The following is a 25,623-nucleotide window of genomic DNA, read 5'->3' on the forward strand; positions in this document are numbered from 1 at the left end:
ATGTCAGGGTCTGGGACCGCCGACAAAAGACAAGCCCTCGTCAGTACTCAAAGCTATTGAGAACCGGCTCAAGCCCTAAAATCAGCCCGTGACTCATCAACAGACCCCGGCTTCCGCGCGCCGCCCCATCCGCGAACTTCCCGATGAACTGATCAGCCAGATCGCCGCTGGAGAGGTGGTCGAACGCCCCGCCTCAGTGGTGCGCGAGCTGGTGGACAACGCCATGGATGCGGGGGCACGCAGCATCACCCTGCGCCTGATGGGTGGCGGCACCCGGCTGATTTCGGTGGAAGACGACGGCGGCGGCATTGCGCCGGACGAGCTGGCCACCGCTTTAAAGCGCCACGCCACCAGCAAGATCGGCAACCTCGATGAACTCGAATCGGTCATGACCATGGGTTTCCGGGGCGAGGCGCTGGCGGCCATCAATTCGGTGTCCGAACTCACCCTGCTCTCGCGCATGGACGGCCAGCCCAATGCCTTCGCTTTGGACGGCCGCACCGGTGAGATTTGCCCTGCGGCCCGCGCCGTGGGCACCACGGTAGAAGTGAAAGAGCTGTTTTTCTCGACCCCCGCCCGCCGCAAATTTTTGAAAAGCGACAGCACCGAGCTGGCGCATTGCATCGAGGCAGTGCGCCGCCATGCCCTGGCCCGCCCCGATGTGGGCTTTGCCATTTGGCACGAGGGCAAGCTGGTCGAGCAATGGCGCGTGCACCCCGGCGCTGCGGGCCTGGAACAGCGCCTGGCTGATGTGCTGGGCGAAGAATTCGTGGCGCAGTCCATCGCCGTGGCATACAACGCAGGACCGCTCAAAGTGATCGGCCGCGCCGGTTTGCCTGATGCCGCCCGCTCCCGCCCCGACCACCAGTTTGCCTATGTCAATGGCCGTTTTGTGCGTGACAAGGTGGTTATGCACGGCGCACGCAGCGCCTACGAAGACGTGCTGCACGGGCACAAGCAGCCAGCCTATGCGCTGTTCATGGAGATCGATCCGACCTTGGTGGACGTGAACGTGCACCCCACCAAGATCGAAGTGCGATTCAGGGACAGCCGCGCTGTGCACCAGGCTGTGCGACACGCGCTGGAAAACGCGCTGGCTGCGCCACGCTCGCAAAACCTGTCTGACATGCCGCCGAACGCAGCCAGTGACTTCGAATTGAAGCACGGCCCCGCCCCCAAAGCCCTGCCCGAATCGGCCAGTTGGCAGCAAGGCGGCATGGCGTTTGAGCGTCCCGGTCCCTCCACCTTCAGCGCCCCCACCTACAAACCGGCAGATTTTGTGCGACCCCGTGTGGACGGTGAGCAGGCCATGGCTGACCTCAAGGCACTTTGGAACCCGCCCGAGCGCGGCGAAAGCCTGAGCGCTCAGGAGCGCCCCACGCCAGCCTGGCTTCCAGGTGCCCCAGCAGAAACAGCCCCAATCCCAGCGGACACTTTGAGCAGCGGCGCCGCCTCCCTGCCAGAGCCCACCCACCTGCCCGAAGGTGACTGGCCCCTGGGCCGCGCCATCGCCCAACTGCACGGCGTCTATATCCTGGCTGAAAACAAGCAAGGCCTGGTGGTGGTGGACATGCATGCCGCGCACGAGCGCATCGTGTACGAGCGCCTTAAAAACCAACTCAACACACAATGCAGCGAAGGCCCGCGCATCGCCAGCCAACCCCTGCTGATCCCCGCCACTTTTGCCGCCACCCCGACTGAAGTGGCCACGGCCGAGACCTGCGCCGAAGCCTTGGAACAGCTGGGCCTGGAAATCTCACCGCTGTCGGCCAAAACCTTGGCCGTGCGCGCCGTACCCACCAGCCTGGCGCAAGGTGATGCGGTAGAGCTGGCCCGCAGCGTGCTGGCCGAGCTGGGCCAGCATGACGCCAGCACCGTGGTGCAACGCGCCCAAAACGAGATCCTGGCCACCATGGCCTGCCACGGCGCAGTGCGCGCCAACCGCCGCTTGACCTTGGACGAAATGAACGGTTTATTGCGTCAGATGGAGGAGACTGAACGATCTGACCAGTGCAACCACGGCCGCCCCACCTGGAGGCAGATGACGATGCGCGATCTGGATGCGCTGTTTTTGCGGGGTCGGTGATGACACAGGCGCTTCAAACAACCGTTGAAAACGCAGCCACACGACAAGGCATGTCACAAGCCCTCACCGTGCTGATCCTCGCCCTGCTGCTGGGCATGCAGGCGGTGAGCACCGACATGTACCTGCCCGCCCTGCCCGCCATCACGCAGGACCTGGCGGCAGGCATGGGCCAAGCGCAACTGACACTGTCCGCCATGCTGCTCGCTTTTGGCCTGTCGCAACTGGTCTGGGGGCCCCTGTCCGACCGCTATGGCCGACGACCGATCCTCCTGTGGGGCATTGGTGCCTATGTACTGGCGTCGCTGGCCTGTGTGCTGGCACCCGGCATCGGCTGGCTGATAGCGGCCCGCATACTTCAGGGCATCGCCCTGGGTGCGGGTGTCATGACCGCCCGCGCCGTGGTGCGCGACCTGTTTGAGCCCGCAAAAGGGGCCCACGCCATGTCGCAAGCCCTGACCGGACTTGGCATCATCGCCTGCACTTGTGGACCTGCTGGCGGCTTTTTGACCGACTTGCTGGGTTGGCGTGTGGCGCTGCTGAGCGTGGCCTTGTTCGGCTTGATCACCTGGTGCCTGCTGTATGGGCGCTTTCAGGAAACCCTGGCGCGCCCCGACCCCCATGCCTTGGCCTGGCGCGCCACGCTGCGCGCCAACCGGGACATGCTTCGCCACCCCACATTCCTCAGCTGGTGCGCCATGTCCACCACCACTTTCTTGGGCCTGTTCACCATGCTGGCCTGTTCTTCTTTTGTCTTCATACAGGACATGGGCCTGAGTAAAACCGCCTACGGCTTCCTGATGCTGAGCATGTCGCTGGCCTACATCGTGGGCACCTTCTGGTGCCGCTGGATGCTCAAGCGCACCAGCGTGCAACGTGCCATTGCCTCAGCCGCAGTGCTGACCTTGAGTGGTGGCGTGCTGTTGACCGTACTGGCCTATGCGGGCCAGGGCCAAGCCTGGTATGGCCCCTGGGCCGTGATGCTGCCGGTCTGCATTTACATGATCGGCCATGGCGTGAACATGCCTTGCAGCCAAAGCGGCGCTGTGGCACCCTTTCCTGCGCGGGCGGGCACAGCCTCGGCACTCAATGGATTCATCATGATGCTGGGGGCCTTTGGCATGGGCGGCTGGCTGGGCAGGCACATGGATACACCGCTGTTTTCCATGGTTCACGGCATGCTGCTGTGGAGCGTGTGCGTAAGCCTGATCGCCTGGACCGCCGTGCAGCGCCACGGCCGCCCGGTGGTGGTCCAGCCCACGCTGGTGCCCGAAGCCCTGTCATGAGCCGAGCCATCGACGCCATCGCCATCGTGGGCCCCACGGCCAGTGGCAAAACCGCTGCGGCCTTGGCCTTGGCGCACAACCTAGAGCGCCAAGGCGGCGCAGAAATTATCAGCATGGACTCGGCCCTGGTCTACCGGGGCATGGACATTGGCACCGCCAAACCCAGCCGCGAAGAACTGGCCGCCGTGCCCCACCACTTGATCAACATCCTTGAGCCGCTGCACAGCTACAGCGCGGCCGAATTCGCCAAAGACGCCAGTCGGCTCATTCTTGACATACGCTCACGCGGCAAAACACCGCTACTGGTGGGCGGCACGATGCTGTATCTGAAAGCGCTGCAGGAAGGCCTGAACGACATCCCCGCCGCCGATCCGCAGATACGCGGCAATATCCAGGCCCACGCCGAACAAGTCGGCTGGCCCGCCCTGCATGCCCAACTGAAGCAAATCGACCCCATCACCGCGGCACGCCTGGCACCTGGCGACAGCCAGCGGATTGGCCGGGCGCTGGAAGTGTGGACAGCCACCGGCCAAACCTTGTCGTCTTTCCACCAAAGCGCCAAGGCCGCTGTGCCCGACTGGCACATCCCGGTGCTGAGCCTGGAGCCCATGGACAGGAAATGGCTGCACGAGCGCATTGCCCAGCGTTTTGATCTGATGATGGCACAAGGCTTTATGGAAGAAGTGCGCCTGCTGCGCGCGCGCAGCGACCTGAACCCGGAGCTACCCTCGATGCGCTGCGTGGGTTACCGGCAGGCTTGGCAAGGCCTGGATGAAGGCTGGAGCGAAAGTGAAATTTGCGAGCGCGGCATCTTTGCCACACGTCAGCTGGCCAAACGACAGATCACCTGGCTGCGCAGCTTGGCGCAGCGAAAAGTGGTGGCAGCTGATGCGCCGGATGCTTTGGCGCACACGTTGCAAGCAGCCATGGGTGCGCTCACACGCGCTTGAGGGCATGACGCATAGCGCCGCAACCCACAGGGATTGCCAAGGTGCTGTACCCTATTCAATCGCTTGATCGGCGTGAAGCTTTCAGTTTGGCATGCATCGCCTTGCCCTCCAGCCGCCGCTGCACCGAGCTCCTTGTGGGTTTCGTGGCTTTGCGGGCCTTGGGGGCTTTGGCAAATTGAGCCAACAGTTCGTACAGCCGCATCCAGGCATCGTGCCGGTTGGATTCCTGGGTGCGGTAGCGTTGTGCCTTGAGAATGAACACACCCTCTTGCGTCAAGCGGCTGTCGCCAGACTGCAACCAGCGCTGCTTGACGTCATCGGGCAAAGATGAAGTGGCCACATCAAAACGCAGCTGGATGGCGCTGGAGACTTTGTTGACGTTTTGCCCGCCCGGGCCTTGGGCACGGATGGCGGTCAACTCGACCTCGGTGTCTGGAATGTGGAGCATGTTCATGGGCTGGCGCGAGTATGCCGCAGACGGCGGGGCTTGGCGGTGATGGCAGACACGCTTCGGTCTGCCGAAATGAAGTTGGCAGGTCGCATCTTCAGCTCAGGCGGTGTTTGTCCAGCAAAAGCACAAGTCGGAGCTCAAGCTACCGACCAGCAGGAAACCGGGGCGCTCCTGATTTACTGCAGCGGCTCTTTCAGGGCAGCAGGAACGGGCAATGGCAAGATGTCAATGCCCTCATCCAGCAAGGCCTCAGTTTCTTCACGCGTGGCCTGGCCCCGGATGTTGCGCTCCTGGGCTTCGCCGTAATGGATCTTGCGGGCTTCTTCGGCGAATTGACTGCCCACATCTTCGGTGTTGGCCATGACGTGGCGCACCATGTTCATCATCGCCGCTTGCATCTGCACCAGACTGGGCAACTCGGTGCTCGATGCTGTGGGTACTGGCAAAGCAGAACCCCCTTCTGAAGCTGCTGAGGGGGCTGCTTCAGGGGCATCGGCGGGAGGTGCCACACCATGCCCCAGGTTCAGCCGCGGCGCAGACAGCATTTTGGTGATCTCGATGTCGTTGCACATCGGGCATGTGACCAGACCCCGCGCACGTTGCGCGTCATAGTCGTCCTGAGAGCCGAACCAGCCTTCAAAGCTGTGGCCCTGACGGCACTGGAGGTCAAGAACTTTCATGTGGCGCGAGGGGTTTCAGGCAACGCTTTGCCAAGTCAGGGGCCAGTCACCTGAGAGCATATTTTGCAGCCAAAGCGCCCCGGTCAAGGTTTTAGCGTCAGTGACTTGCCCTTCCCGGCACCAGGCCATCAATTCGGTGGGTGTGGCGGTGAACACATCCAGAAATTCACCATCATCCAGTTGGCGATTGCCCAAATGCAGGTCTCGGGCAAACCAGATTTCAATCACTTCAGTGGAGTAAGCAATGACTGGGTGGAGCACCCCTGCCCTGGCCCATTGCCGTGCGGTGTAACCGGTTTCTTCGAGCAATTCACGCTGGGCGCAGCCCCAACGGTCTTCACCAGGATCGAGTTTGCCAGCAGGAAACTCGATCATCACCTGCCCCACGGGGTAGCGGTATTGCCGCTCCAGGACCAGCTTCAAACCATCGGGCTCTTGCAAAAGCGGGATGATCATCACCGCCCCAGGGTGCACGACATATTCACGGGTGGCCGTTTTTTGATCTGGCAAGCGCACCGTGTCGCGAAAAGCATGTAAAAAATGACCCCGCAACAACTCTTGCCGGTCAATGCGGTGTTCGATCAGGTGCTCATCAGACATGAGGAATACGCAAACGGCAGGCCATGGATGATGCCGCTTCAGTGCGTCCGGTGCATCAAATAGCGAAAAACAAAACCCGGAAAGGCAAAGGTCACGAACATGGTGGCGGTGATGGCGTAAAACTCCCAGCCTTGGGGCGCAATTTGACCACCATGTTTTTCAAGCGCCAGGCCCAGTGCTCCGATCACAAAATACAGCACCATCAATTCAACCAGACGCACTGCCAGTGATTTGGTAATGCGTTGCGGCCCAAGCACCAAGATGCGCTGGTTCACAAAGGGCAAATTGGCCGCACACAAGGCCAGCACGACCAGGGCCAAAATTTGCCAATTGCTCGCCATGATCAGATCGCCAACATACGGGCCACTGCGTTGGCACACAAGGCCATCAAAGCACCCGGCACAATGCCCAGCACCAACACCAGCAAACCGTTCATGGACAAGACCACGCGCACATCCGCATCGGCCGACACGGTGGTGGCCGTCACGGGTTCGTCAAAGTACATGACCTTGACCACACGCAGGTAATAGAAAGCGCCGATCAGGGACATGATCACTGAAAAGATCGCCAAGCCGATGTAAAAACTTTGCCCCGACACGATCAAAGATTGCAGCACAGACAACTTGGCATAGAAGCCCACCATGGGCGGAATGCCAGCCATGGAAAACAGGCAGATCGCCATCACGCCAGCATACAAGGGACTGCGTTGGTTCAAGCCAGCCAAGTCGGTGATTTCTTCGCTCTCGAAGCCTTGACGCGCCAGCAGCATGATCACGCCGAAAGCCGCCAAGGTGGTCAACACATAAGAGACGATGTAGAACATGGCCGAGCTGTAGGCGTTGGCGGCCAAAGTGGTTTGACCGTTGATGACACCGGCCACAAACCCGAGCAAGACAAAACCCATTTGTGCAATGGTCGAATACGCGAGCATGCGCTTGAGATTGGTTTGGGCAATCGCTGCCAAGTTACCCACAAGCAAGGACCCTATGGCCAAGACCGACAGCATCTGTTGCCAGTCAAACGCCAAGGGCAGCAAGCCTTCCACCAACAAGCGGATCATGATGGCGAAAGCCGCCAACTTGGGTGCACCGCCAATCATCAGGGTGGCCGCAGTGGGTGCGCCTTGATAGACGTCGGGAATCCACATGTGGAAAGGCACCGCGCCGATCTTGAAAGCCAAGCCAGCCACGATGAACACCAGACCGAACACCAACACCTGGTGGTTGACTTGTCCTGTGGCAATCGCCTTCAAGACTTCAGACAACTCCAGGCTGCCGGTCGCGCCGTACATCATGGACATGCCGTACAACAAGAAACCCGAGGCCATGGCACCCAGCACAAAGTACTTCATGGCCGCTTCAGTGGCTTGCGTGTGGTCACGGCGCAGCGCCACAAGGGCGTAGCTTGACAGTGTCAACAGCTCCAGCCCCAGATAAATCACAATGAAGTTCTGACCCGAGATCATGAAACTCATGCCCAGCAAGGCAAACATGCTGAGGCTGAACAACTCACCGCCACGCAACATGTCGCGATCAAACGCATAGGGGCGTGAATAGACCAAGGTGACCATCACCGCGATCGTGGCAAAGCAGCGCAACCAGTGCCCCATCGGGTCACTCACCACCAAGCGGTCAAAGCCGTAGAAAGTTTGGGCAGCGTCAGCATACAGGGCGTGCAACACAGCCACACCGCCCAATGACAACAAGGTCAGGGCGTAGGTGGCGGTGCGCTTGGGGCTTTTCACGAAGAGGTCGACCAGCGCAATGGCGCAGGCCATGACCAGCAACACGATCTCCGGATAAACCGTCATCCAACTGGAGTTGTCCATCATGGGTGTTCTTTCAATTCTTCAAATCTGGCAATGCGAGACCCATCCCCTGCTCAAGGCAGTTTGGACTGGGCCACGTGTTTGAGCAGGTCCAGCACCGAGCTGTCCATCACATCGGTGAAGGGCTTGGGGTAGACGCCCATGTAGAGCACGGCAGCAGCCAGCAAGGCCATCACCAGGAATTCGCGGCTGTTGATGTCGGTCAAGGCTTTGACGTCTTCATTGACCACAGGGCCCAGATAGACACGCTTGTACATCCAAAGCGTGTAAGCGGCACCAAAGATCAAGGCTGAAGCCGACAGCAGGCCGATCCAGAAGTTGAACTTCACGGCCCCCAAAATGACCATCCACTCGCCCACAAAACCGGCAGTGCCTGGCAAGCCGCAGTTGGCCATGGCAAAGAACAGGGCAAAAGCCGCGAACTTGGGCATGGTGTTGACCACACCACCGTAGCTGGCGATTTCACGGGAGTGGACACGGTCGTACAGCACACCGATCGACAGGAACATGGCCGCAGACACAAAGCCGTGCGCAATCATTTGAACAATGCCACCGGACACACCCAGCGGGTTGAAGATGAAAAAGCCCAAGGTCACAAAACCCATGTGCGCGACCGATGAGTAAGCCACCAGCTTTTTCATGTCTTGCTGCACCATGGCGACCAAGCCGACGTAAATCACGGCGACCAAGGACAAGACAATGATGAACATGCCCCACTCACGGGCGGCGTCAGGTGCGATGGGCATCGAGAAACGCAGGAAACCGTAAGCACCGAGCTTGAGCATGATGGCCGCCAGTACGGCGGAGCCGCCTGTAGGTGCTTCTACGTGCACATCAGGCAACCAGGTGTGTACAGGCCACATCGGCACCTTCACGGCAAAAGCTGCAAAGAATGCAAAGAACAGCAAGGTCTGCACCGAGCCCGACAAAGGCAGTTTGTGCCAGGTCAGGATGTCGAAGCTGCCGGCTGAAGCCACGTACAAATAAATCAGCGCAATCAGCATCAACAAGGAGCCGAGCAAGGTGTACAAGAAAAACTTGAACGCTGCGTAAATCCTGTTAGGACCGCCCCAGATACCGATGATCAAATACATCGGAATCAGCGTGGCTTCAAAAAACACGTAGAACAAAATGCCATCCAAGGCACTGAACACGCCAATCATCAGGCCCGACAGGATCATGAACGCGGCCATGTACTGGTTGACCTTGCGGGTGATGACCTCCCAGCCTGCGATGACCACGATCACGTTGATGAACGCGGTGAGCAGCACCAGCCACAGCGAAATGCCATCAACGCCCAAGTGGTAGTGCACGTTGAAGCGCTCAATCCACGAGACTTTTTCGACAAACTGCATGCCCGAGGTGCCGAGCGCAAAGCCCAAATACAGGGGCAGCGTGACCAGGAAACTGGCGATCGAGCCGACAAGTGCCAGCCAGCGCACGGCGCGGGCTTGGCTGTCACGACCGAGGGCCAGCAGGGCGACACCGAAAGCAATCGGCATCCAGATGGCAAGGCTTAACAATTCCATTTTTATCTTGTCCTCAAAACCGTTAAGCGAGCCAGACGAAATACGTCATCAACATGAGCACACCCAAAATCATGACCAGGGCGTAGTGGTACAGGAAGCCCGATTGGAACCAGCGCACCACACCGGAGACCAGACCCACGACTTTCCATGAGCCGTTGACGAAGAAGCCGTCGATGATGGCGCGGTCGCCCACCTTCCACAGGCCCAGGCCCAGGCCACGAGCTCCCTTGGCCAGGATGTTTTCGTTGATCCAGTCAATGTAGTACTTGTTTTCCATGACCACGATCAGCGGGCGCAGGGCGCGGGCAAAGAAGGCAGGCACTTTGGGGTTGACCAGGTACATGTACCAAGCCGCCACCACACCCGCCAAAGCCAGCCAGAACGGTGCAGTGCTCAGACCGTGCAACGCCATGGCCACAGGACCGTGGAACAACTCACCGAGTTGCTTCATGGCAGGGTGTTTGACCGCGTCAATGAAAATCACGTCCTTGAAGAAGTCGCCGTACAGCATGGGCTGGATGGTCATGAAACCGATCAACACCGAAGGAATGGCCAGCAAGACCAGCGGCACCGTCACCACCCAAGGTGATTCGTGCGGTTTGTCGTGGCCATGATCATCGTGTCCGTGATGGTCATCGTGGCCATGGTGCGCATCCGGATTCTGGTCGTAACGCTCTTTGCCGTGGAAGACCAGGAAGTACATGCGGAACGAGTAGAAGGCAGTGACAAACACACCCGCCAAAACCGCGAAATTAGCGAAACCGGCGGCAGGCAAGTTGCTCAGGTGCACGGCTTCGATGATGCTGTCCTTGGAGTAAAAACCCGAGAACAAAGGTGTTCCGATCAAGGCCAGCGAACCCAGCAAAGAGGTGATCCAGGTGATGGGCATGTACTTGCGCACGCCACCCATGTAGCGGATATCCTGGTTGTGGTGCATGCCCATGATGACGGAGCCAGCACCCAAGAAGAGCAGCGCCTTGAAGAACGCGTGTGTCATCAGGTGGAACACCGCGACCGAGTAAGCCGATGCACCCAAAGCCACCGTCATGTAACCCAACTGAGACAAGGTGGAATAAGCCACCACGCGCTTGATGTCGTTTTGAATGATGCCCAAAAAGCCCATGAACAAAGCGGTGATCGAGCCGATGACCATCATGAAGTTCAAAGCCGCGTCAGACAACTCGAACAGCGGCGACATGCGGGCCACCATGAATATGCCTGCTGTCACCATGGTGGCAGCGTGGATCAGGGCGGAGATGGGCGTGGGGCCTTCCATGGAGTCGGGCAACCACACATGCAGAGGGAACTGGGCCGACTTGCCCATGGCACCGATAAACAAGCAAATGCAGATCACGGTGATCAGCATGGCGTCCATGCCAAAGATGCACCACGGGAAATCAATCGTCGCCAACTCATTGGCTTTGGCAAACAACTCGGTGTAGTTGAGCGTGCCGGTGTAAGCAGCGATCAATCCAATACCGAGGATGAAACCGAAGTCACCCACACGGTTGACCAAAAAAGCCTTCATGTTGGCGAATATGGCCGTGGGCTTGTTATACCAAAACCCGATCAGCAAATACGACACCAGGCCCACAGCTTCCCAGCCAAAGAACAACTGAAGCAAGTTGTTGCTCATCACCAGCATCAGCATGGAGAAGGTGAACAGCGAGATGTAGGCAAAAAACCGGTTGTAGCCTTCGTCTTCTTCCATGTAACCAATGGTGTAGATGTGCACCATCAGTGACACGAAGGTCACCACACACATCATCATGGCGGTGATGCCATCGACGAGAAAGCCGACTTCCATCTTCAGCCCACCGACCACCATCCAGGTGTAGAGCGTTTCGTTGAAGCGTGCACCATCGATCACGCTCTTGAGCGTCATGGCCGACAAGATGAAGGCCACCAGGACACCCAGAATGGTCAGGGTGTGCGACAGGCGTCGGCCCATCCAGTTGCCACCGAATTGCGTGCCGAGAACACCGGCCAGCACCGCCCCCACCAGGGGAGCCAGAGGGACTGCCAGGAGCGTGCTGGCGTTGAGGGTTTGACTCATATTCTTGTTAACCCTTGAGCGAATTGAGTTCGTCCACGTTGATGTTGTGCTGATTGCGGAACAACAGCACCAGGATGGCCAGACCAATGGCCGATTCGGCCGCAGCCACCGTCAGGATGAAGAACACGAACACTTGGCCGTGCATGTCACCCAGGTAGTGCGAAAACGCCACAAAGTTCATGTTCACGGCCAACAACATCAGTTCGATGGCCATGAGCAAAACGATCAGGTTCTTTCGGTTCAGGAAGATGCCGATCACGGCCAATGCGAAGAGCATTGCGCCGAGCGACAAGTAGTGTCCCAGGGTCAGTGTCATCATTTTTTCACCTCTGCAGGTGCTGCATCAGTTTGAGCATCCGGCGCAGGGGCCGCTTGGGTCGGAGCCATCTTGACCACTTGCATACGATCAGCCGCACGCACCCTGACCTGAATGGACGGGTCAATCGCCTTGCTGTCCTTGCGCTCACGCAAAGTCAGGGCAATTGCGGCAATCATCGCTACCAGCAAAATGGCCGCAGCGATCTGGATGGGCATCAGGTACTCGGTGTACAGCAAGATGCCCAAAGCCTTGGTATTGTCCACAGGCACAGCGCCCAGGGCCATGGCTGGCGCTGTTGACAAGCGGAAACCCGACAACAGCACTGCGGCCATCTCCAGCGCCACAATGGCACCCAAGGTGGCTGCGAGCGGAAAGTTTTTCCAGAAGCCCTTGCGCACGGTGTCCATGCCGATGTCCAGCATCATCACCACAAACAGGAAAAGCACCATCACCGCACCCAGGTACACCAGCACCAGCAAAATGGCCAGGAATTCGGCGTTGAGCAGGAACCACACGGCCGAGGCTTGCGAGAAAGCCAGCATGAGGTACAGCACAGCATGCACGGGGTTGCGTGCAGTCACCACCCGGAAGGCTGCAAACAGCAGCACCACCGAGAAGAGGTAGAAGAAACCGGTCTTGACGTCCATAGGTCTGTCTTTTTAAATGTTCAGGACTTGGCGACGATCAACGGTAAGGAGCGTCTGCGGCACGGGCGGCAGCGATCTCTTTTTCGTATCGGTCGCCCACGGCCAGCAACATGTCCTTGGTGAAGTACAAGTCACCGCGTTTTTCACCGTGGTATTCGAAAATATGCGTCTCGACGATGGAGTCCACCGGGCAGCTTTCTTCGCAAAAGCCGCAGAAGATGCACTTGGTGAGGTCGATGTCGTAACGCGTGGTGCGGCGTGAACCGTCTTCGCGCTGGCCGGCTTCGATGGTGATGGCCATCGCGGGGCAAACGGCTTCGCAGAGTTTGCAAGCAATGCAGCGCTCTTCGCCGTTGTCATAACGGCGCAGTGCATGCAGGCCACGAAAACGTGGCGACAAAGGCGTTTTTTCTTCAGGAAACTGCACCGTCACCTTGCGGGCGAAAGCGTAGCGTCCGGTCAGGGCCATGCCCTTGAACAACTCCACGAGCATGAAGCTCTTGAGGAAGTCTTTGATCGAAAAAGAAGAAGCAGTCATTGTGGTCATGGGGTGCGCCGCTTATTTCCAGATGTTCCATGGCGAGTGGAGCCAAACGCCCACCACCAACAGCCACAACAGGGTGACCGGGATGAAAATCTTCCAACCCAGACGCATGATCTGGTCATATCGAAAGCGCGGGAATGTGGCGCGAATCCAGATGAACATGGACACGACCAAGAAGGTCTTCAGACCCAGCCAGATCCAGCCGGGTATCCAATTGAACAAGGCGCTGTCAATGGGTGACAACCAGCCCCCCAGGAACATGATCACAGCCAAAATGGACACCAACCACATGCTGGCATATTCGGCCAAGAAGAAGATGGCAAAACCCATGCCCGAGTATTCAACCATGTGACCGGCCACGATTTCGGCTTCGCCTTCGACCACGTCAAACGGGTGACGATTGGTTTCTGCCACGCCCGAGATCAGGTAGACCAGGAAAATCGGCAACAAAGGCAACCAGTTCCATGACAGGAAGCCCAGGCCCATGTGGGCCATTTGGCCCTTGCCTTGCGCCAGAACGATCTCGGTCAAATTCATGCTGCCCGAAACCATCAAGACCACCAAGAAGCAAAAGCCCATGGCGATTTCGTAGCTCACCATCTGGGCCGATGCACGCAGCGCCCCCAAAAAGGCGTATTTGGAATTCGATGCCCAGCCCGCGATGATCACGCCGTACACCTCAATCGAGGTGATCGCCATCACCAGCAACAAGCCGGCATTGATGTTGGTCAGTGCCTGCTCGGGGCCAAAGGGAATCGCGACCCAAGCGGCCAAGGCCGGCATGATGGCCATGATCGGACCCAGTCGGAACAGGCCCATGCTGGCCGCTGTCGGGTTGATCAATTCCTTGGTCAGCAGCTTGAGCGCATCGGCAATGGGTTGCAGCAAGCCCATGGGACCCACGCGGTTGGGGCCATGGCGCACTTGCATGAAGCCCAAGAGCTTGCGCTCCCACAGCGTCAGGTAGGCCACAGCGCCCATCAGCGGCGCGAGGATGGCGACGATCTTGATCAAGATCCACAAAACAGGCCAGACCATCGTGGCCCACCAATTGGCAGCGACCAAGTGCAGACCACCGTTGTACAGAGCGTCAATCATGCGGTCACCTCCTGACGGGCGTCTGCGGTCAATTGCAAAGAGGGCGCACGGCGCACGATGCCGTCGAGTTGGTAAATCGAAGCGCTCACAGGTGCTGTCGTCGTGGTGGACAGCGTGATCGCGGCACCCGTGGCATTCGTCGCGTTCATGGGCTTGGCTGTGGCACGGGCCAAGACGTCTTGAGAAGTCTCGAAAGACACACCCGGGATGTCGAGCAAATTGGCCAGCACGCGCAGCACCTTCCAGGCGGGACGGGTTTCAGCCAAAGGCTTGACCACGGCGTGGAAGCTTTGCAGAAGCCCTTCGGCGTTGACAAACGAACCGGACGTTTCAGTGAATGGCGCAATCGGCAAGAGCACGTCGCTGAAAGCCATGTTGGCCTTGAAAGGGCTGAGCGTGACGACCATCTCGGCCTGACCCAAAGTCTGGGCTGCGGCGGTGCCTGCTGCGCTGTCGAACTCAGGCTCGGTGTTAAGCAAGATCGCGGCCTTGAGGCCACCGGCCAACATTTGACCCGCGTGCTTGCCGCCGGTTTGCGGTTGGGCACCGACCCACTGCGCACCCACGGTGTTGGCCGCTTCGGTCAAGTAACCGACGCTCGCACCGGTTTGCTCAGCGATCCAGTTGACCAGGGCCAGAAGGCTCGACGCATTTGAAGCGTGCGCTGCAGCGTTGCCCAGCAACACGGCTTTACGCTCGCCGCCCAGCAAGGACTTGGCGATGGCTTGTGCTTGCTCTGTGGCGTTCCCAGCAGCGGGGGCAGCAACGCCCTTCTCTGCGGCGATGGCAGCAGCCACATCGGCCAAGGCTTGCGCCCAGCCCGACGCGTCGGACAGCAGGGCCTGCGCCACGGGCATGGCCCAGGCATCGGCGTGGCTGAAAGCCGCTGGTGTTGTGATGACATGGAGCTGAGCGCCATGGCGCACGGCGTGGCGTACGCGAAGGGCAAACAGCGGATGGTCCTTGCGCAAGTTAGAGCCCACGACCAGCACGCGCTGCAGTGTGCTCAGCGATGCGATCGATGTGCCCAAGGTGCGCACGCCTTCAGCTGCGGCGAATTCAGCGTGGCGCAGGCGGTGGTCAATGTTGTCCGAGCCCAGGCCGCGCATCAGGGCACCGGCCAGGTACAACTCTTCCACAGTGCTGTGCGGACTGACCAAAGCGCCGATGCTGTTCGCACCGTGGTCACGCTGGATGTTGCGCAGGCCGTTTGCCACGTACTCGAGGGCGGTTTGCCAGTCGACTTCTTTCCATTCACCACCCTGCTTGAGCATGGGTTGCTTCAGACGGTCAGTGCCGTTCAAAGCTTCGTAAGAGAAGCGTTCACGGTCTGCAATCCAGCACTCGTTGACGTCTTCGTTTTCCAGGGGCACGACACGCATGACCTGGTTGTTCTTGACCTGCACGATCAGGTTGGCACCGGACGAATCATGGGCTGCGACTGACTTGCGGCGTGACAGCTCCCAGGTGCGGGCGAGGTAGCGGAAAGGCTTGCTGGTCAAGGCCCCCACAGGGCAGATGTCGATCATGTTGCCCGACAACTCTGAGTCGATCGTTTGGCCCAAGAAGGTTTCGATCTCGGCATGCTCGCCACGGTGGGACATGCCCAGCTCCATGGCACCGGCCACTTCCTGGCCAAAGCGCACGCAGCGTGTGCAGTGAATGCAGCGGCTCATCTCTTCCATCGAGATCAGCGGGCCAACTTCCTTGTGGAAAACCACGCGCTTTTCTTCTTCGTAGCGCGAGGTGCTGCCGCCGTAACCCACGGCCAAGTCTTGCAACTGGCACTCACCGCCCTGGTCGCAGATGGGGCAATCGAGTGGGTGGTTGATGAGCAAGAATTCCATGACCGACTTTTGGGCTGCAATCGCCTTGTCGCTCTTGGTGCGCACGATCATGCCTTGCGTCACGGGGGTGGCGCAGGCGGGCATGGGCTTGGGGGCCTTTTCAACCTCAACCAGGCACATGCGGCAGTTGGCCGCAATCGAGAGTTTCTTGTGGTAGCAGAAATGGGGAATGTAGGTGCCTGCTTTTTCGGCGGCATGCATGACCATGCTGCCCTCGGCAACTTCCACTTTCTGACCGTCGAGTTCTATTTCAACCATGGGTCTTCACCGCTGTTGCATCGGCGTTGACCATGGAGGTCTTGTGCTCGATGAGGTGTACAAATTCGTGACGGAAATGTTTGAGCATGCCGCGCACCGGCATGGCCGCGGCATCACCCAAGGCGCAAATCGTGCGGCCCATGATGTTGCCGGCCACACTGTCGAGCATGTCGATGTCGCTGGCACGGCCCTGGCCGTGTTCAATGCGGTCCACCATGCGCCAGAGCCAGCCCGTGCCTTCACGGCAAGGCGTGCATTGGCCGCAAGACTCGTGCGCGTAAAAGTAAGACAAACGCGCCAAAGCCTTGACCATGCAACGTGTGTCGTCCATGACGATCACCGCGCCCGAACCCAACATCGAGCCGCCTTCTTTGGCAATGCTGTCGTAGTCCATGGTCAGCTTCATCATCAACTCGGCAGGCACGACGGGGGAAGAAGAGCCGCCAGGGATCACCGCCTTAAGCTGGCGACCACCACGCACGCCACCGGCGAGCTCGAGCAGCTTGGCAAACGGTGTGCCCATGGGCACTTCGTAGTTGCCGGGGCGCTCGACGTCACCGCTGACCGAGAAGATCTTGGTGCCGCCGTTGTTGGGCTTGCCGCATTCTAGGTAAGCCTGACCACCGTTGCGGATGATCCAAGGCACCGCCGCGAAGGTTTCGGTGTTGTTGATGGTGGTGGGCTTGCCGTACAGGCCAAAGCTGGCTGGAAACGGTGGCTTGAAACGGGGCTGGCCTTTTTTGCCTTCGAGTGATTCAAGCAAAGCGGTTTCTTCGCCGCAGATGTAAGCGCCAAAACCGTGCGACGCGTGCAGCTGGAAGCTGAACGAACTGCCCATGATGTTGTTGCCCAAATAGCCTGCTGCGCGGGCCTCTTCGAGGGCCGCTTCAAAGCGCTCGTAGGTGTGGAAAATTTCGCCATGGATGTAGTTGTAACCCACGCTGATGCCCATGGCATACGCGGCGATGGCCATGCCCTCGATCACCGTGTGCGGGTTGTACTCCATGATGTCACGGTCTTTGCAAGTGCCCGGCTCGCCTTCGTCCGAGTTACACACCAAATACTTTTGACCGGGGAACTGGCGGGGCATGAAGCTCCACTTCAGACCCGTTGGGAAACCCGCACCGCCGCGACCGCGCAAGCCAGATTCTTTGACGGTGGCGATCACTTGGTCTTGCGTGAGGCCTTCGCCGCCATCCTTGCCCAAAATTTTGCGCAAAGCGGCATAACCCCCGCGTGCTTCGTAATCTTGGATACCCCAGTTGCGACCATTCAGGCCCGCATAAATTTGCGGGTTGATGTGGCGGTCATGGAAGCAGCTTTCCACGCCCGTGGCCTGGAACTGGTTCAGTATTTGTTCGACGTTCATCAGGCGGCCTCGGCTTTCTGCAGGCTGTCAACGAGTTGGTCGAGCTTTTCATGGCTCATGAAGCTGCACATGTGGCGGTCATTCACCAACAACACGGGCGCATCGGCGCAAGCGCCTTGGCACTCGCTTGGCTGCAAAGTGAACAGGCCGTCGGCTGTCGTTCCGCCCGCATTCACGCCCAACTTCTGCTCCAGATGGGCGAGTGCCTGAGCACCGCCACGCAACTGGCAAGGCAAGTTGGTGCAAACGTTCAACTTGAACTTGCCCACCGGCTTTTGGTTGTACATGTTGTAGAACGTGGTGACTTCGTGCACGGCCATCACGGGCATGCTCAAGACTTCTGCCACGATTTGCTCACTCTCGGGGCTCACCCATCCAAGTTCCTGCTGCACGATCGACAGGCAAGCCATCACGGCCGACTGCTTTTGGTCTGCAGGGAACTTGGCAACTTCACGCGCAAAGCGTGCTCTGGTGGAATCAGAGATCATCGGTCAATCTCTCCAAAAACGATGTCCATGGTCCCGATGATCGCGACCGCATCGGCCAGCATGTGGCCACGGGCCATTTCATCGAGGGCGGCCAAATGGGCAAAGCCCGGGGCGCGAATTTTGAGGCGGTACGGCTTGTTGGCACCGTCACTCACCATGTAAATGCCGAACTCACCCTTGGGGTGTTCGACAGCAGCGTAGGCCTCGCCTTCGGGCACATGAAAACCTTCGGTGAAGAGCTTGAAATGGTGGATCAAGTCTTCCATGTTGGACTTCATGCCTTCACGCGCAGGCGGCGCCACCTTGTGGTTGTCGGTGATGACCGGGCCGGGGTTGGCACGCAGCCACTTCACGCATTGCTGGATGATGCGGTTCGATTCGCGCATCTCCTGCACACGCACCAAATAGCGGTCGTAGCTGTCACCGGTCTTGCCCACAGGCACGTCGAATTCGACTTGGTCGTAAGCGTCGTAAGGCTGCTTTTTGCGCAAGTCCCAGGCGAAGCCGGAACCGCGCAGCATGGGGCCCGTCATGCCCAAATTCAGGGCACGCTCGGGTGCCACCACGCCGATGCCCACCGTGCGCTGCTTCCAGATGCGGTTGTCGGTCAGCAGGGTTTCGTACTCGTCCACGCACTTGGGAAAGCGCTGGGTGAAGTCGTCGATGAAGTCCAGCAAGGAACCACTGCGGTTTTTGTTCAGCTGCTCAATCGCCTTGGCGTTTTTGATCTTGCTGACCTTGTACTGCGGCATGCTGTCTGGCAAGTCGCGGTATACGCCGCCAGGCCGGAAGTAGGCCGCGTGCATGCGTGCGCCGGACACGGCTTCGTACATGTCAAACAGGTCTTCACGCTCGCGGAAGGTGTAGATCAGGATGGTGGAGCTGCCGCAGTCGTTGCCGTGCGAGCCCAGCCACATGAGGTGGTTCAGGATGCGGGTGATTTCCGAGAACATCACGCGGATGTACTGGGCGCGCATGGGCACTTCCAGACCCAGCATCTTTTCGATGGCCAGGCAGTAGGCATGCTCATTGCACATCATCGACACATAGTCCAATCGGTCCATGTAGGGCAGGGACTGGATGTATGTTTTGCTCTCCGCGAGTTTTTCTGTGGCACGGTGCAACAAACCGATATGAGGGTCAGCTCGTTGCACGACTTCACCATCCAACTCGAGCACCAGGCGCAGCACACCGTGCGCGGCTGGGTGCTGTGGACCGAAGTTCAGCGTGTAATTCTTGATTTCGGCCATATCAGTTCAGGCCTCCATAGTTTTCTTCGCGGATGATGCGCGGCGTGATTTCGCGTGGCTCAATGCTCACCGGCTCATAAATCACTCGCTTGCGCTCGGCGTCATAACGCATTTCGACGTGACCCGACAAGGGGAAGTCTTTGCGGAACGGATGCCCAATGAAACCGTAGTCGGTCAGGATGCGGCGCAGGTCGTTGTGGCCTTCGAACACGATGCCGTACAGGTCAAACGCTTCGCGCTCATACCAGTTGGCCGAGTTCCAGATGTCGTTGACCGAATCCACCAAAGGCAGGTCGTCATCGGGGCACAGCACTTTCACGCGCACACGCTGGTTCAGGCTCACCGACAACAAATGCACCGTGACACCAAAACGCGGGCCATCGGTGCCCACATCGCGGTAAGTGGAATAGTCCACACCAGCCAGGTCGATGAGTTGTTCAAACTTGCATCCCACAGCATCACGCAGAGTTTGCATCACACCAAGATATTGGGCTGCATTGACATGCACAGTCACCTCGCCCAAAGCGATGGTGATCCTGCTCACACGCTCACCCAAAGCCGCAGCCAGGGTGTCTTGCAGGTCTTCAGGGCGAATGGCGAAATCGGTCATCGTCATTCCCTTCAAGCGCGCGCAATGGTCTGCGTGCGGCGGATTTTTTGCTGCAGTTGGATGATGCCGTAGATCAGCGCTTCGGCCGTGGGGGGGCAACCCGGCACATACACATCCACCGGCACGATGCGATCGCAACCGCGCACCACCGAATAGCTGTAGTGGTAATAACCACCGCCATTGGCGCAAGAGCCCATGGAGATCACCCAACGCGGCTCTGACATCTGGTCATAGACCTTGCGCAGCGCCGGGGCCATCTTGTTGCACAAGGTGCCCGCCACGATCATCAAGTCGGCTTGACGGGGGCTGGCACGAAACACTTCGGCACCGAAGCGACCCAAGTCATAACGGGCAGCGGCCGAGTGCATCATCTCAACAGCGCAGCAGGCCAGACCAAAGGTCATAGGCCAGAGCGAGCCGGTTTTGGCCCAGTTCACCACCGAGTCGTAACTCGTGGTGATGAAGCCTTCTTTCATCACGCCTTCAATCATTTGGTTTCCTCAAACAGGCAGTTTCCTGTGGTGCGTCAAAACGGTCATTCCCAGTCCAGGGCGCCTTTTTTCCACTCGTAGACAAAGCCCACGACCAGAATGGCCAGAAAAATCACCACAGCCACAAAGCCAGCCATGCCCACCTCTTTCAGTGCCACAGCCCAAGGGAACAGAAAGGCGATTTCCAGATCGAACAAGATGAACAAAATGGCCACCAAGTAATAGCGCACATCGAACTTCATGCGAGCGTCTTCAAAGGCTTCGAAGCCGCATTCATAAGGGGAGTTTTTTTCCGCGTCAGGTTTGTTGGGGCCAAGGATGTAGCCCAAAACCTGGGGAATGATGCCGACAGCTATGCCGACCAAAATGAACAAAAGAATAGGAAGGTATTGGTCGAGGTTCATTTTGGGAATTGTGGTATCACCGAATGAATGGCTCAAACTTTGCAGCTTGAGCCATTCTGTTTACCTGGTGCCGTCGGCGAGACTCGAACTCGCACAGCTTTCGCCACTACCCCCTCAAGATAGCGTGTCTACCAATTTCACCACGACGGCTGGATACATTTGCCCGGTTTGCAAGAGGTACATCACTTGATGCATTTGGCTCTCCGGACAATCCCGTAGTTTACTCCGAAAAAACTCAGTTTCCTTCTTGAAAGTCGGAAATTTGTGCAGGGCAACAAAGCTGAGAAGCAGTTTACTTGGCAGGCGTTGCAGGAACGCTGTTGTCGGTTTTGGTACCCGTGCTATTGCCTGGAATTTGCGAGGCCTTGCTGGCATCCACAGGTGCAGCGGGTGCCGTGACGGCCGCACCTTCGAGCACACTGCCCGAAGCCACGGGACGTGCATTGCTGAAATACGCCAACAACAAAGTACACACAAAAAACACCGCCGCCAAAACTGCTGTGGTGCGCGAAAGAAAGTTGGCACCACCCGTGGCACCGAACAAGCTGCCCGAGCCACCACTGCCAAACGCGGCCCCCATATCGGCCCCCTTGCCTTGCTGGATCAGGATCAAGCCAATCATGGCCAAGGCCGACAGCATTTGCACCACCAAAATCAAAGTCAACATCACACTCATCTCAATCTCCGAAAAATAAAAAATCAAACCCAATGTTCAACAAGAAGCCGCTTGAAGCATGCACAAAAAGTCTGGCCCCTTGAGCGCTGCACCGCCAATGAGGCCGCCATCCACATCGGGCTGGGCCAGCAACTCGGCAGCGTTGGCAGCGTTCATGCTGCCGCCGTACAAAATCGACACACGGTCTGCATGAGCAGTCGCAGCCTGCAGCTGCGAACGCAACACCGCATGCACTTGTTGTGCCATCTCGGGTGTGGCGGTCCGGCCTGTGCCAATGGCCCAAACCGGTTCATACGCGACCACGATCTCACTGATGCAATGACCATTGGCATGGATGACTGCCGCCAATTGCCGCTTGACCACCGCCTCGGTTTGGCCCGCTTCGCGCTCCACCAGACTCTCACCCACGCACACGATCGGGGTGATGCCCGCTGCCAAGGCGCGTTGCGCCTTGGCAGCCACCTGTGCATCGGTTTCGCCATGGTATTGACGACGCTCTGAATGCCCCACAATGGCAAAGCGCACACCAAAGTCGCGCAACATGGAAGCAGAGACCTCACCCGTGAACGCCCCGGACTCGTGCATGGACACATCTTGCGCACCACTGGCTACAGACGATCCGGCCAGCAAAACTTGAAGCTGCGGCAGATACACAAAAGGCGAGCACACCGCGGCACGGCAAGTGACACCCGCCATGCCCGCCAATATGTCTGACAGCAAAGAAGCATTGGCTGCCAGGCTGCCATTCATCTTCCAGTTGCCGACCATCAACTTGCTGCGCATCGTCATCACCAAGTCACCACCAATTTACCAACATGTTGATGGGTCTCCATCAAGGCATGGGCTTGCGCCGCGCCCGATGGCAAACCACCTCCCGCCTCCACCGCGCCAAAAACGCTGTGAATGACTGGCTTGATAAGGCCAGACTCGATCCAGGGCCACACGGTTGTGCGCAAAGACTGGGCAATTGCAGCTTTGAAGGCCACAGGACGTGGACGCAAGGTTGACCCCGTGATCGTCAAGCGGCGGCGCAACACCATACCGGCATTGAACTCACTTTTGACACCGCCTTGAACAGCGATGATGACCAGACGGCCATCTTCGGCCAAGGCCTCAACTTCACGCGCCACATAGTCGCCCGCAACCATGTCCAAAATCACATTCACACCCACACCACCGGTGAGGCGTTTGACCTCGGCGACGAAATCGCTGGTCTTGTAATTGATGGCGTGGTCCGCACCCAAGGCCAGGCAAGCCTGACACTTGTCGTCAGACCCGGCCGTGGTGATCACGGTCGCGCCAGCTGCTTTGGCCATCTGGATGGCCGTGACGCCAATGCCGCTGGTGCCGCCCTGAATCAACAGGGTCTCACCCGCTTGCAAGCGACCACGGTCAAACACATTGCTCCACACGGTGAAGAAGGTCTCAGGCAGCGAAGCGGCTTCGGCGTCTGTCAGGCCCTTGGGCACAGGCAAACACTGGGCCACCGGGGCGACGCACAATTGCGCATAACCACCACCAGCCACCAGGGCGCACACGCGGTCGCCCACTGCAAAACCCGCTTCGGCCATGGCCGCTGCATCACCTGACACCACCACACCCGCAACCTCCAGACCCGGAATATCCGAGGCACCCGGTGGCACAGGGTAGTGGCCGGTGCGCTGCAGCACATCGGGGCGGTTGATGCCGCTGGCCGAGACGCGGATGAGCAACTCCCCTGCCCCGGCCACAGGATCGGGACGGGAGCCTGGCACCAGCACCGAAGGGGCACCGTAGCTTTGGATTTCGATGACGTTCATGGTTTGTCCGTTCAGCGTTCAGCGTTTGGCGTTCAGCGTGGATCGTTGGTTGAGCGTTAGGGGTTAAAAGCATCTCGCTCAACGCTCAACCCTCATCAGCCTTGCGCAGGACGGTCCAGCAAAGCCTTCATCGACAGCTTGATGCGGCCTTTTTCGTCGGTTTCCATGACCTTGACTTTGACGATCTGGCCTTCGCTCAGGTAGTCGGTCACTTTTTCGACGCGCTCGTGGGCGATCTGGCTGATGTGCAGCAGACCGTCTTTGCCGGGCAACAAGTTGATCAAGGCACCGAAGTCCAGGATCTTGGTGACCGGGCCTTCGTAGACCTTGCCGATTTCAACTTCAGCGGTGATCTGCTCGATGCGCTTCTTGGCGATGTCGGCCTTCTCGCCGTCGGTGGCCGCGATCGTGATCGTGCCGTCTTCGCCGATGTTGATTTGGCAGCCGGTTTCTTCGGTCAGCGCACGGATGGTCGCGCCGCCCTTGCCGATCACGTCACGGATTTTCTCGGGGTTGATCTTCATGGTGAAGAGCTTGGGCGCGAAGTCCGACACTTCGGTGTTGGCCGTGCTCATCGCTTCTTGCATCTTGCCCAGAATGTGCATGCGGGCTTCTTTGGCTTGGGCCAGAGCGACTTGCATGATTTCTTTGGTGATGCCCTGGATCTTGATGTCCATCTGCAAAGCGGTGATGCCGTTGGTGGTACCGGCCACTTTGAAGTCCATGTCACCCAGGTGGTCTTCGTCACCCAAGATGTCGGTCAACACCGCAAAGCGGTTGTCTTCCTTGATCAGGCCCATGGCGATACCGGCCACGTGGGCTTTCATCGGCACACCCGCGTCCATCATCGACAAGCAGCCGCCGCAGACCGAAGCCATGGACGAAGAACCGTTCGATTCGGTGATTTCGGACACCACACGCACGGTGTAGGGGAACTCTTCTTTGGTCGGCAAGACAGCGGCCAAAGCACGCTTGGCCAAACGGCCGTGGCCGATTTCGCGGCGCTTGGTGCTGCCCATGCGGCCCACTTCGCCAGTGGCAAAGGGAGGCATGTTGTAGTGGAACATGAAGCGGTCTTCGAACTCGCCAGCCAGCGCGTCAATGCGCTGCGCGTCGCGCTCGGTGCCCAAGGTGGTGATCACCAAGGCTTGGGTCTCGCCACGTGTGAACAAGGCCGAGCCGTGGGTGCGGGGCAGCACGCTGTTGCGGATTTCGATGGGGCGCACAGTGCGTGTGTCGCGGCCGTCGATGCGGGGCTCACCCGCCAAAATCTGGCTACGCACGATGCGCGCTTCGATTTCGAACATCAAGCCGTCGAGCTTGACGCTGTCAAAGGCCACGCCTTCTTCGGCCAAAGCCACTTTGACGGAAGCGTAGGCTTCACGGCAAGCGTGTGTGCGGGCTTGCTTGTTGCGGATCTGGTAGGCGGCACGCAGCTTTTCTTCGGCGAGTGATGCCAGCTTGCTTTCAAAAGCCGTGTCGCGGGCGGGCGCTTGCCAGTCCCACACAGGCTTGCCGGCTTCGCGCACCAACTCGTGGATCGCGTTGATGGCAATCGCCGACTGCTCGTGGCCGTACACCACGCCACCCAACATGATTTCTTCGGACAGTTGCAGGGCTTCGGATTCGACCATCAGCACAGCCGCTTCGGTACCGGCCACGACCAGGTCCATCACGCTGTCTTTGCGCTGGGTCTGGCCGGGGTTCAGGACGTATTCGCCGTTGATGTAACCCACGCGAGCGGCACCGATAGGGCCATTGAACGGGATGCCCGAGATGGACAAGGCGGCAGACACAGCGATCATCGCGGCGATGTCGGCGTCGACTTCGGGGTTCAAAGACACGGTGTGGATGACCACGTGCACGTCGTTGTAGAAACCTTCAGGGAACAGCGGACGGATTGGGCGGTCAATCAGGCGGCTGGTCAGGGTCTCGTGCTCGCTGGGCTTGGCTTCACGCTTGAAGAAGCTGCCAGGGATCTTGCCTGCAGCGTAAGTCTTCTCGATGTAATCGACGGTGAGCGGAAAGAAATCTTGACCCGCTTTGGCGATCTTGGAACCCACCACAGTGGCCAGCACCACGGTGCCTTCCATGTCGAGCAGCACAGCGCCGCCAGCTTGGCGAGCAACTTCACCGGTTTCCATCTTGACCGTGTGCTGGCCCCATTGGAAGGTTTTGGTAACTTTATTGAAAATGGACATGTTCAGAACTCCTGAAACAATGGGTGCATGAGGCTGCACCCGAGGCCCGGAAGTTGACGCTTTGAACTCGATGCCATTCCACAAAACCTGGTTCGACAAGGCTTATGGAATGACACAGCGCGGGTTCGTCCTGACAAATTCCGACTGAAAAAAGAATAA

The 25,623-nt window shown here is 58.8% G+C and carries 25 protein-coding genes and 1 tRNA gene; 3 read left to right on the forward strand and 23 right to left on the reverse strand.

What is annotated here, in order from left to right:
* Nucleotides 1-88 precede the first annotated feature (88 nt).
* The 3 genes from mutL to miaA are packed head-to-tail and all read left to right on the forward strand — an operon-like array spanning nucleotide 89 to nucleotide 4,319.
* Entirely contained in the window at nucleotides 89-2,086 is a 1,998-nt protein-coding gene (gene mutL, locus H663_RS22975) for a DNA mismatch repair endonuclease MutL (RefSeq protein ID WP_053175893.1), read from the forward strand.
* 50 nt (nucleotides 2,087-2,136) lie between these two features.
* Nucleotides 2,137-3,369 (forward strand): multidrug effflux MFS transporter, encoded by a 1,233-nt coding sequence (locus H663_RS22980; RefSeq protein WP_053176932.1) that lies wholly within the window; start codon nucleotides 2,137-2,139, stop codon nucleotides 3,367-3,369.
* The gene (gene miaA / locus H663_RS22985) at nucleotides 3,366-4,319 is read left to right on the forward strand and encodes a tRNA (adenosine(37)-N6)-dimethylallyltransferase MiaA (protein ID WP_053175891.1); all 954 of its coding nucleotides are present in this window, start codon (nucleotides 3,366-3,368) and stop codon (nucleotides 4,317-4,319) included. The genes H663_RS22980 and miaA overlap by 4 nt, the downstream gene beginning before the upstream one ends.
* Before the next feature lie 55 nt (nucleotides 4,320-4,374).
* On the opposite strand, the gene arfB is transcribed toward miaA, so the two are convergent.
* The 23 genes from arfB to pnp all read right to left on the reverse strand — a co-directional run bounded on the left by arfB (nucleotide 4,375) and on the right by pnp (nucleotide 25,464).
* On the reverse strand, nucleotides 4,375-4,773 hold the full coding sequence (gene arfB, locus H663_RS22990; protein WP_053175889.1) for an alternative ribosome rescue aminoacyl-tRNA hydrolase ArfB: 399 nt from the start codon (nucleotides 4,771-4,773) through the stop codon (nucleotides 4,375-4,377).
* 173 nt (nucleotides 4,774-4,946) lie between these two features.
* A complete protein-coding gene (locus H663_RS22995; RefSeq protein WP_053175887.1) occupies nucleotides 4,947-5,450 on the reverse strand; it encodes a DUF1178 family protein in 504 nt (167 codons plus the stop codon).
* A 15-nt stretch (nucleotides 5,451-5,465) separates the two neighbouring features.
* Nucleotides 5,466-6,050: an NUDIX domain-containing protein gene (locus H663_RS23000; RefSeq protein WP_053175885.1), complete on the reverse strand. Its 585-nt coding sequence runs from the start codon at nucleotides 6,048-6,050 to the stop codon at nucleotides 5,466-5,468.
* A 38-nt stretch (nucleotides 6,051-6,088) separates the two neighbouring features.
* Nucleotides 6,089-6,391 (reverse strand): DUF2818 family protein, encoded by a 303-nt coding sequence (locus H663_RS23005; RefSeq protein WP_053175883.1) that lies wholly within the window; start codon nucleotides 6,389-6,391, stop codon nucleotides 6,089-6,091.
* A gap of 2 nt (nucleotides 6,392-6,393) precedes the next feature.
* Nucleotides 6,394-7,881, reverse strand: coding sequence for an NADH-quinone oxidoreductase subunit NuoN (gene nuoN / locus H663_RS23010; RefSeq protein WP_053175881.1), 1,488 nt, complete (start codon nucleotides 7,879-7,881; stop codon nucleotides 6,394-6,396).
* 50 nt (nucleotides 7,882-7,931) lie between these two features.
* The gene (locus H663_RS23015) at nucleotides 7,932-9,407 is read right to left on the reverse strand and encodes an NADH-quinone oxidoreductase subunit M (RefSeq protein WP_053175879.1); all 1,476 of its coding nucleotides are present in this window, start codon (nucleotides 9,405-9,407) and stop codon (nucleotides 7,932-7,934) included.
* A gap of 22 nt (nucleotides 9,408-9,429) precedes the next feature.
* Nucleotides 9,430-11,463 carry an NADH-quinone oxidoreductase subunit L gene (gene nuoL / locus H663_RS23020; RefSeq protein WP_053175877.1) on the reverse strand — a complete coding sequence of 678 codons (2,034 nt, stop codon included), beginning with the start codon at nucleotides 11,461-11,463 and terminating at the stop codon, nucleotides 9,430-9,432.
* Between the two features lie 7 nt (nucleotides 11,464-11,470).
* Nucleotides 11,471-11,779 carry an NADH-quinone oxidoreductase subunit NuoK gene (gene nuoK / locus H663_RS23025; protein WP_053176930.1) on the reverse strand — a complete coding sequence of 103 codons (309 nt, stop codon included), beginning with the start codon at nucleotides 11,777-11,779 and terminating at the stop codon, nucleotides 11,471-11,473.
* Nucleotides 11,779-12,429: an NADH-quinone oxidoreductase subunit J gene (locus H663_RS23030; RefSeq protein WP_053175874.1), complete on the reverse strand. Its 651-nt coding sequence runs from the start codon at nucleotides 12,427-12,429 to the stop codon at nucleotides 11,779-11,781. Before H663_RS23030 ends, nuoK begins: the two co-directional genes overlap by 1 nt.
* 37 nt (nucleotides 12,430-12,466) lie before the next feature.
* A complete protein-coding gene (gene nuoI / locus H663_RS23035) occupies nucleotides 12,467-12,967 on the reverse strand; it encodes an NADH-quinone oxidoreductase subunit NuoI (protein ID WP_420844032.1) in 501 nt (166 codons plus the stop codon).
* Between the two features lie 21 nt (nucleotides 12,968-12,988).
* On the reverse strand, nucleotides 12,989-14,071 hold the full coding sequence (nuoH, locus tag H663_RS23040; protein ID WP_053175868.1) for an NADH-quinone oxidoreductase subunit NuoH: 1,083 nt from the start codon (nucleotides 14,069-14,071) through the stop codon (nucleotides 12,989-12,991).
* Nucleotides 14,068-16,176 (reverse strand): NADH-quinone oxidoreductase subunit NuoG, encoded by a 2,109-nt coding sequence (nuoG, locus tag H663_RS23045; RefSeq protein WP_053175865.1) that lies wholly within the window; start codon nucleotides 16,174-16,176, stop codon nucleotides 14,068-14,070. Before nuoG ends, nuoH begins: the two co-directional genes overlap by 4 nt.
* Nucleotides 16,169-17,545, reverse strand: coding sequence for an NADH-quinone oxidoreductase subunit NuoF (nuoF, locus tag H663_RS23050; RefSeq protein WP_053175863.1), 1,377 nt, complete (start codon nucleotides 17,543-17,545; stop codon nucleotides 16,169-16,171). Before nuoF ends, nuoG begins: the two co-directional genes overlap by 8 nt.
* Nucleotides 17,545-18,033 (reverse strand): NADH-quinone oxidoreductase subunit NuoE, encoded by a 489-nt coding sequence (nuoE, locus tag H663_RS23055; RefSeq protein WP_053175860.1) that lies wholly within the window; start codon nucleotides 18,031-18,033, stop codon nucleotides 17,545-17,547. The genes nuoF and nuoE overlap by 1 nt, the downstream gene beginning before the upstream one ends.
* On the reverse strand, nucleotides 18,030-19,283 hold the full coding sequence (locus tag H663_RS23060; RefSeq protein ID WP_053175857.1) for an NADH-quinone oxidoreductase subunit D: 1,254 nt from the start codon (nucleotides 19,281-19,283) through the stop codon (nucleotides 18,030-18,032). The genes nuoE and H663_RS23060 overlap by 4 nt, the downstream gene beginning before the upstream one ends.
* A 1-nt stretch (nucleotide 19,284) precedes the next feature.
* On the reverse strand, nucleotides 19,285-19,893 hold the full coding sequence (locus H663_RS23065; RefSeq protein WP_053175854.1) for an NADH-quinone oxidoreductase subunit C: 609 nt from the start codon (nucleotides 19,891-19,893) through the stop codon (nucleotides 19,285-19,287).
* Nucleotides 19,894-19,904: 11 nt separating this feature from the next.
* Nucleotides 19,905-20,384 carry a NuoB/complex I 20 kDa subunit family protein gene (locus H663_RS23070; RefSeq protein WP_053175851.1) on the reverse strand — a complete coding sequence of 160 codons (480 nt, stop codon included), beginning with the start codon at nucleotides 20,382-20,384 and terminating at the stop codon, nucleotides 19,905-19,907.
* A gap of 44 nt (nucleotides 20,385-20,428) precedes the next feature.
* Entirely contained in the window at nucleotides 20,429-20,788 is a 360-nt protein-coding gene (locus H663_RS23075; protein WP_053175848.1) for an NADH-quinone oxidoreductase subunit A, read from the reverse strand.
* Between the two features lie 65 nt (nucleotides 20,789-20,853).
* Nucleotides 20,854-20,938, reverse strand: a tRNA-Leu gene (locus tag H663_RS23080).
* Between the two features lie 142 nt (nucleotides 20,939-21,080).
* Nucleotides 21,081-21,464: a preprotein translocase subunit SecG gene (gene secG, locus H663_RS23085; RefSeq protein ID WP_053176928.1), complete on the reverse strand. Its 384-nt coding sequence runs from the start codon at nucleotides 21,462-21,464 to the stop codon at nucleotides 21,081-21,083.
* A gap of 36 nt (nucleotides 21,465-21,500) precedes the next feature.
* The gene (tpiA, locus tag H663_RS23090) at nucleotides 21,501-22,253 is read right to left on the reverse strand and encodes a triose-phosphate isomerase (RefSeq protein ID WP_053175846.1); all 753 of its coding nucleotides are present in this window, start codon (nucleotides 22,251-22,253) and stop codon (nucleotides 21,501-21,503) included.
* Nucleotides 22,253-23,263 (reverse strand): NAD(P)H-quinone oxidoreductase, encoded by a 1,011-nt coding sequence (locus tag H663_RS23095; RefSeq protein ID WP_053175843.1) that lies wholly within the window; start codon nucleotides 23,261-23,263, stop codon nucleotides 22,253-22,255. The genes tpiA and H663_RS23095 overlap by 1 nt, the downstream gene beginning before the upstream one ends.
* Nucleotides 23,264-23,358: 95 nt before the next feature.
* The gene (gene pnp / locus H663_RS23100) at nucleotides 23,359-25,464 is read right to left on the reverse strand and encodes a polyribonucleotide nucleotidyltransferase (RefSeq protein WP_053175840.1); all 2,106 of its coding nucleotides are present in this window, start codon (nucleotides 25,462-25,464) and stop codon (nucleotides 23,359-23,361) included.
* Between the last annotated feature and the right edge of the window lie 159 nt (nucleotides 25,465-25,623).

The sequence above is a fragment of the Limnohabitans planktonicus II-D5 genome, assembly GCF_001270065.2.
Classification (GTDB): Bacteria; Pseudomonadota; Gammaproteobacteria; order Burkholderiales; family Burkholderiaceae_C; genus Limnohabitans_A; species Limnohabitans_A planktonicus.

Excerpts from the sequence above, each read along its gene's own strand:
- H663_RS22980 (WP_053176932.1), top strand. The coding sequence starts at position 2,137 with ATGTCACAAGCCCTCACCGTGCTGATCCTCGCCCTGCTGCTGGGCATG.
- miaA (WP_053175891.1), top strand. The coding sequence starts at position 3,366 with ATGAGCCGAGCCATCGACGCCATCGCCATCGTGGGCCCCACGGCCAGT.
- arfB (WP_053175889.1), bottom strand. The coding sequence starts at position 4,773 with ATGAACATGCTCCACATTCCAGACACCGAGGTCGAGTTGACCGCCATC.
- H663_RS22995 (WP_053175887.1), bottom strand. The coding sequence starts at position 5,450 with ATGAAAGTTCTTGACCTCCAGTGCCGTCAGGGCCACAGCTTTGAAGGC.
- H663_RS23000 (WP_053175885.1), bottom strand. The coding sequence starts at position 6,050 with ATGTCTGATGAGCACCTGATCGAACACCGCATTGACCGGCAAGAGTTG.
- H663_RS23005 (WP_053175883.1), bottom strand. The coding sequence starts at position 6,391 with ATGGCGAGCAATTGGCAAATTTTGGCCCTGGTCGTGCTGGCCTTGTGT.
- nuoN (WP_053175881.1), bottom strand. The coding sequence starts at position 7,881 with ATGATGGACAACTCCAGTTGGATGACGGTTTATCCGGAGATCGTGTTG.
- H663_RS23015 (WP_053175879.1), bottom strand. The coding sequence starts at position 9,407 with ATGGAATTGTTAAGCCTTGCCATCTGGATGCCGATTGCTTTCGGTGTC.
- nuoL (WP_053175877.1), bottom strand. The coding sequence starts at position 11,463 with ATGAGTCAAACCCTCAACGCCAGCACGCTCCTGGCAGTCCCTCTGGCT.
- nuoK (WP_053176930.1), bottom strand. The coding sequence starts at position 11,779 with ATGACACTGACCCTGGGACACTACTTGTCGCTCGGCGCAATGCTCTTC.
- H663_RS23030 (WP_053175874.1), bottom strand. The coding sequence starts at position 12,429 with ATGGACGTCAAGACCGGTTTCTTCTACCTCTTCTCGGTGGTGCTGCTG.
- nuoI (WP_420844032.1), bottom strand. The coding sequence starts at position 12,967 with ATGACTGCTTCTTCTTTTTCGATCAAAGACTTCCTCAAGAGCTTCATG.
- nuoH (WP_053175868.1), bottom strand. The coding sequence starts at position 14,071 with ATGATTGACGCTCTGTACAACGGTGGTCTGCACTTGGTCGCTGCCAAT.
- nuoG (WP_053175865.1), bottom strand. The coding sequence starts at position 16,176 with ATGGTTGAAATAGAACTCGACGGTCAGAAAGTGGAAGTTGCCGAGGGC.
- nuoF (WP_053175863.1), bottom strand. The coding sequence starts at position 17,545 with ATGAACGTCGAACAAATACTGAACCAGTTCCAGGCCACGGGCGTGGAA.
- nuoE (WP_053175860.1), bottom strand. The coding sequence starts at position 18,033 with ATGATCTCTGATTCCACCAGAGCACGCTTTGCGCGTGAAGTTGCCAAG.
- H663_RS23060 (WP_053175857.1), bottom strand. The coding sequence starts at position 19,283 with ATGGCCGAAATCAAGAATTACACGCTGAACTTCGGTCCACAGCACCCA.
- H663_RS23065 (WP_053175854.1), bottom strand. The coding sequence starts at position 19,893 with ATGACCGATTTCGCCATTCGCCCTGAAGACCTGCAAGACACCCTGGCT.
- H663_RS23070 (WP_053175851.1), bottom strand. The coding sequence starts at position 20,384 with ATGATTGAAGGCGTGATGAAAGAAGGCTTCATCACCACGAGTTACGAC.
- H663_RS23075 (WP_053175848.1), bottom strand. The coding sequence starts at position 20,788 with ATGAACCTCGACCAATACCTTCCTATTCTTTTGTTCATTTTGGTCGGC.
- secG (WP_053176928.1), bottom strand. The coding sequence starts at position 21,464 with ATGAGTGTGATGTTGACTTTGATTTTGGTGGTGCAAATGCTGTCGGCC.
- tpiA (WP_053175846.1), bottom strand. The coding sequence starts at position 22,253 with ATGACGATGCGCAGCAAGTTGATGGTCGGCAACTGGAAGATGAATGGC.
- H663_RS23095 (WP_053175843.1), bottom strand. The coding sequence starts at position 23,263 with ATGAACGTCATCGAAATCCAAAGCTACGGTGCCCCTTCGGTGCTGGTG.
- pnp (WP_053175840.1), bottom strand. The coding sequence starts at position 25,464 with ATGTCCATTTTCAATAAAGTTACCAAAACCTTCCAATGGGGCCAGCAC.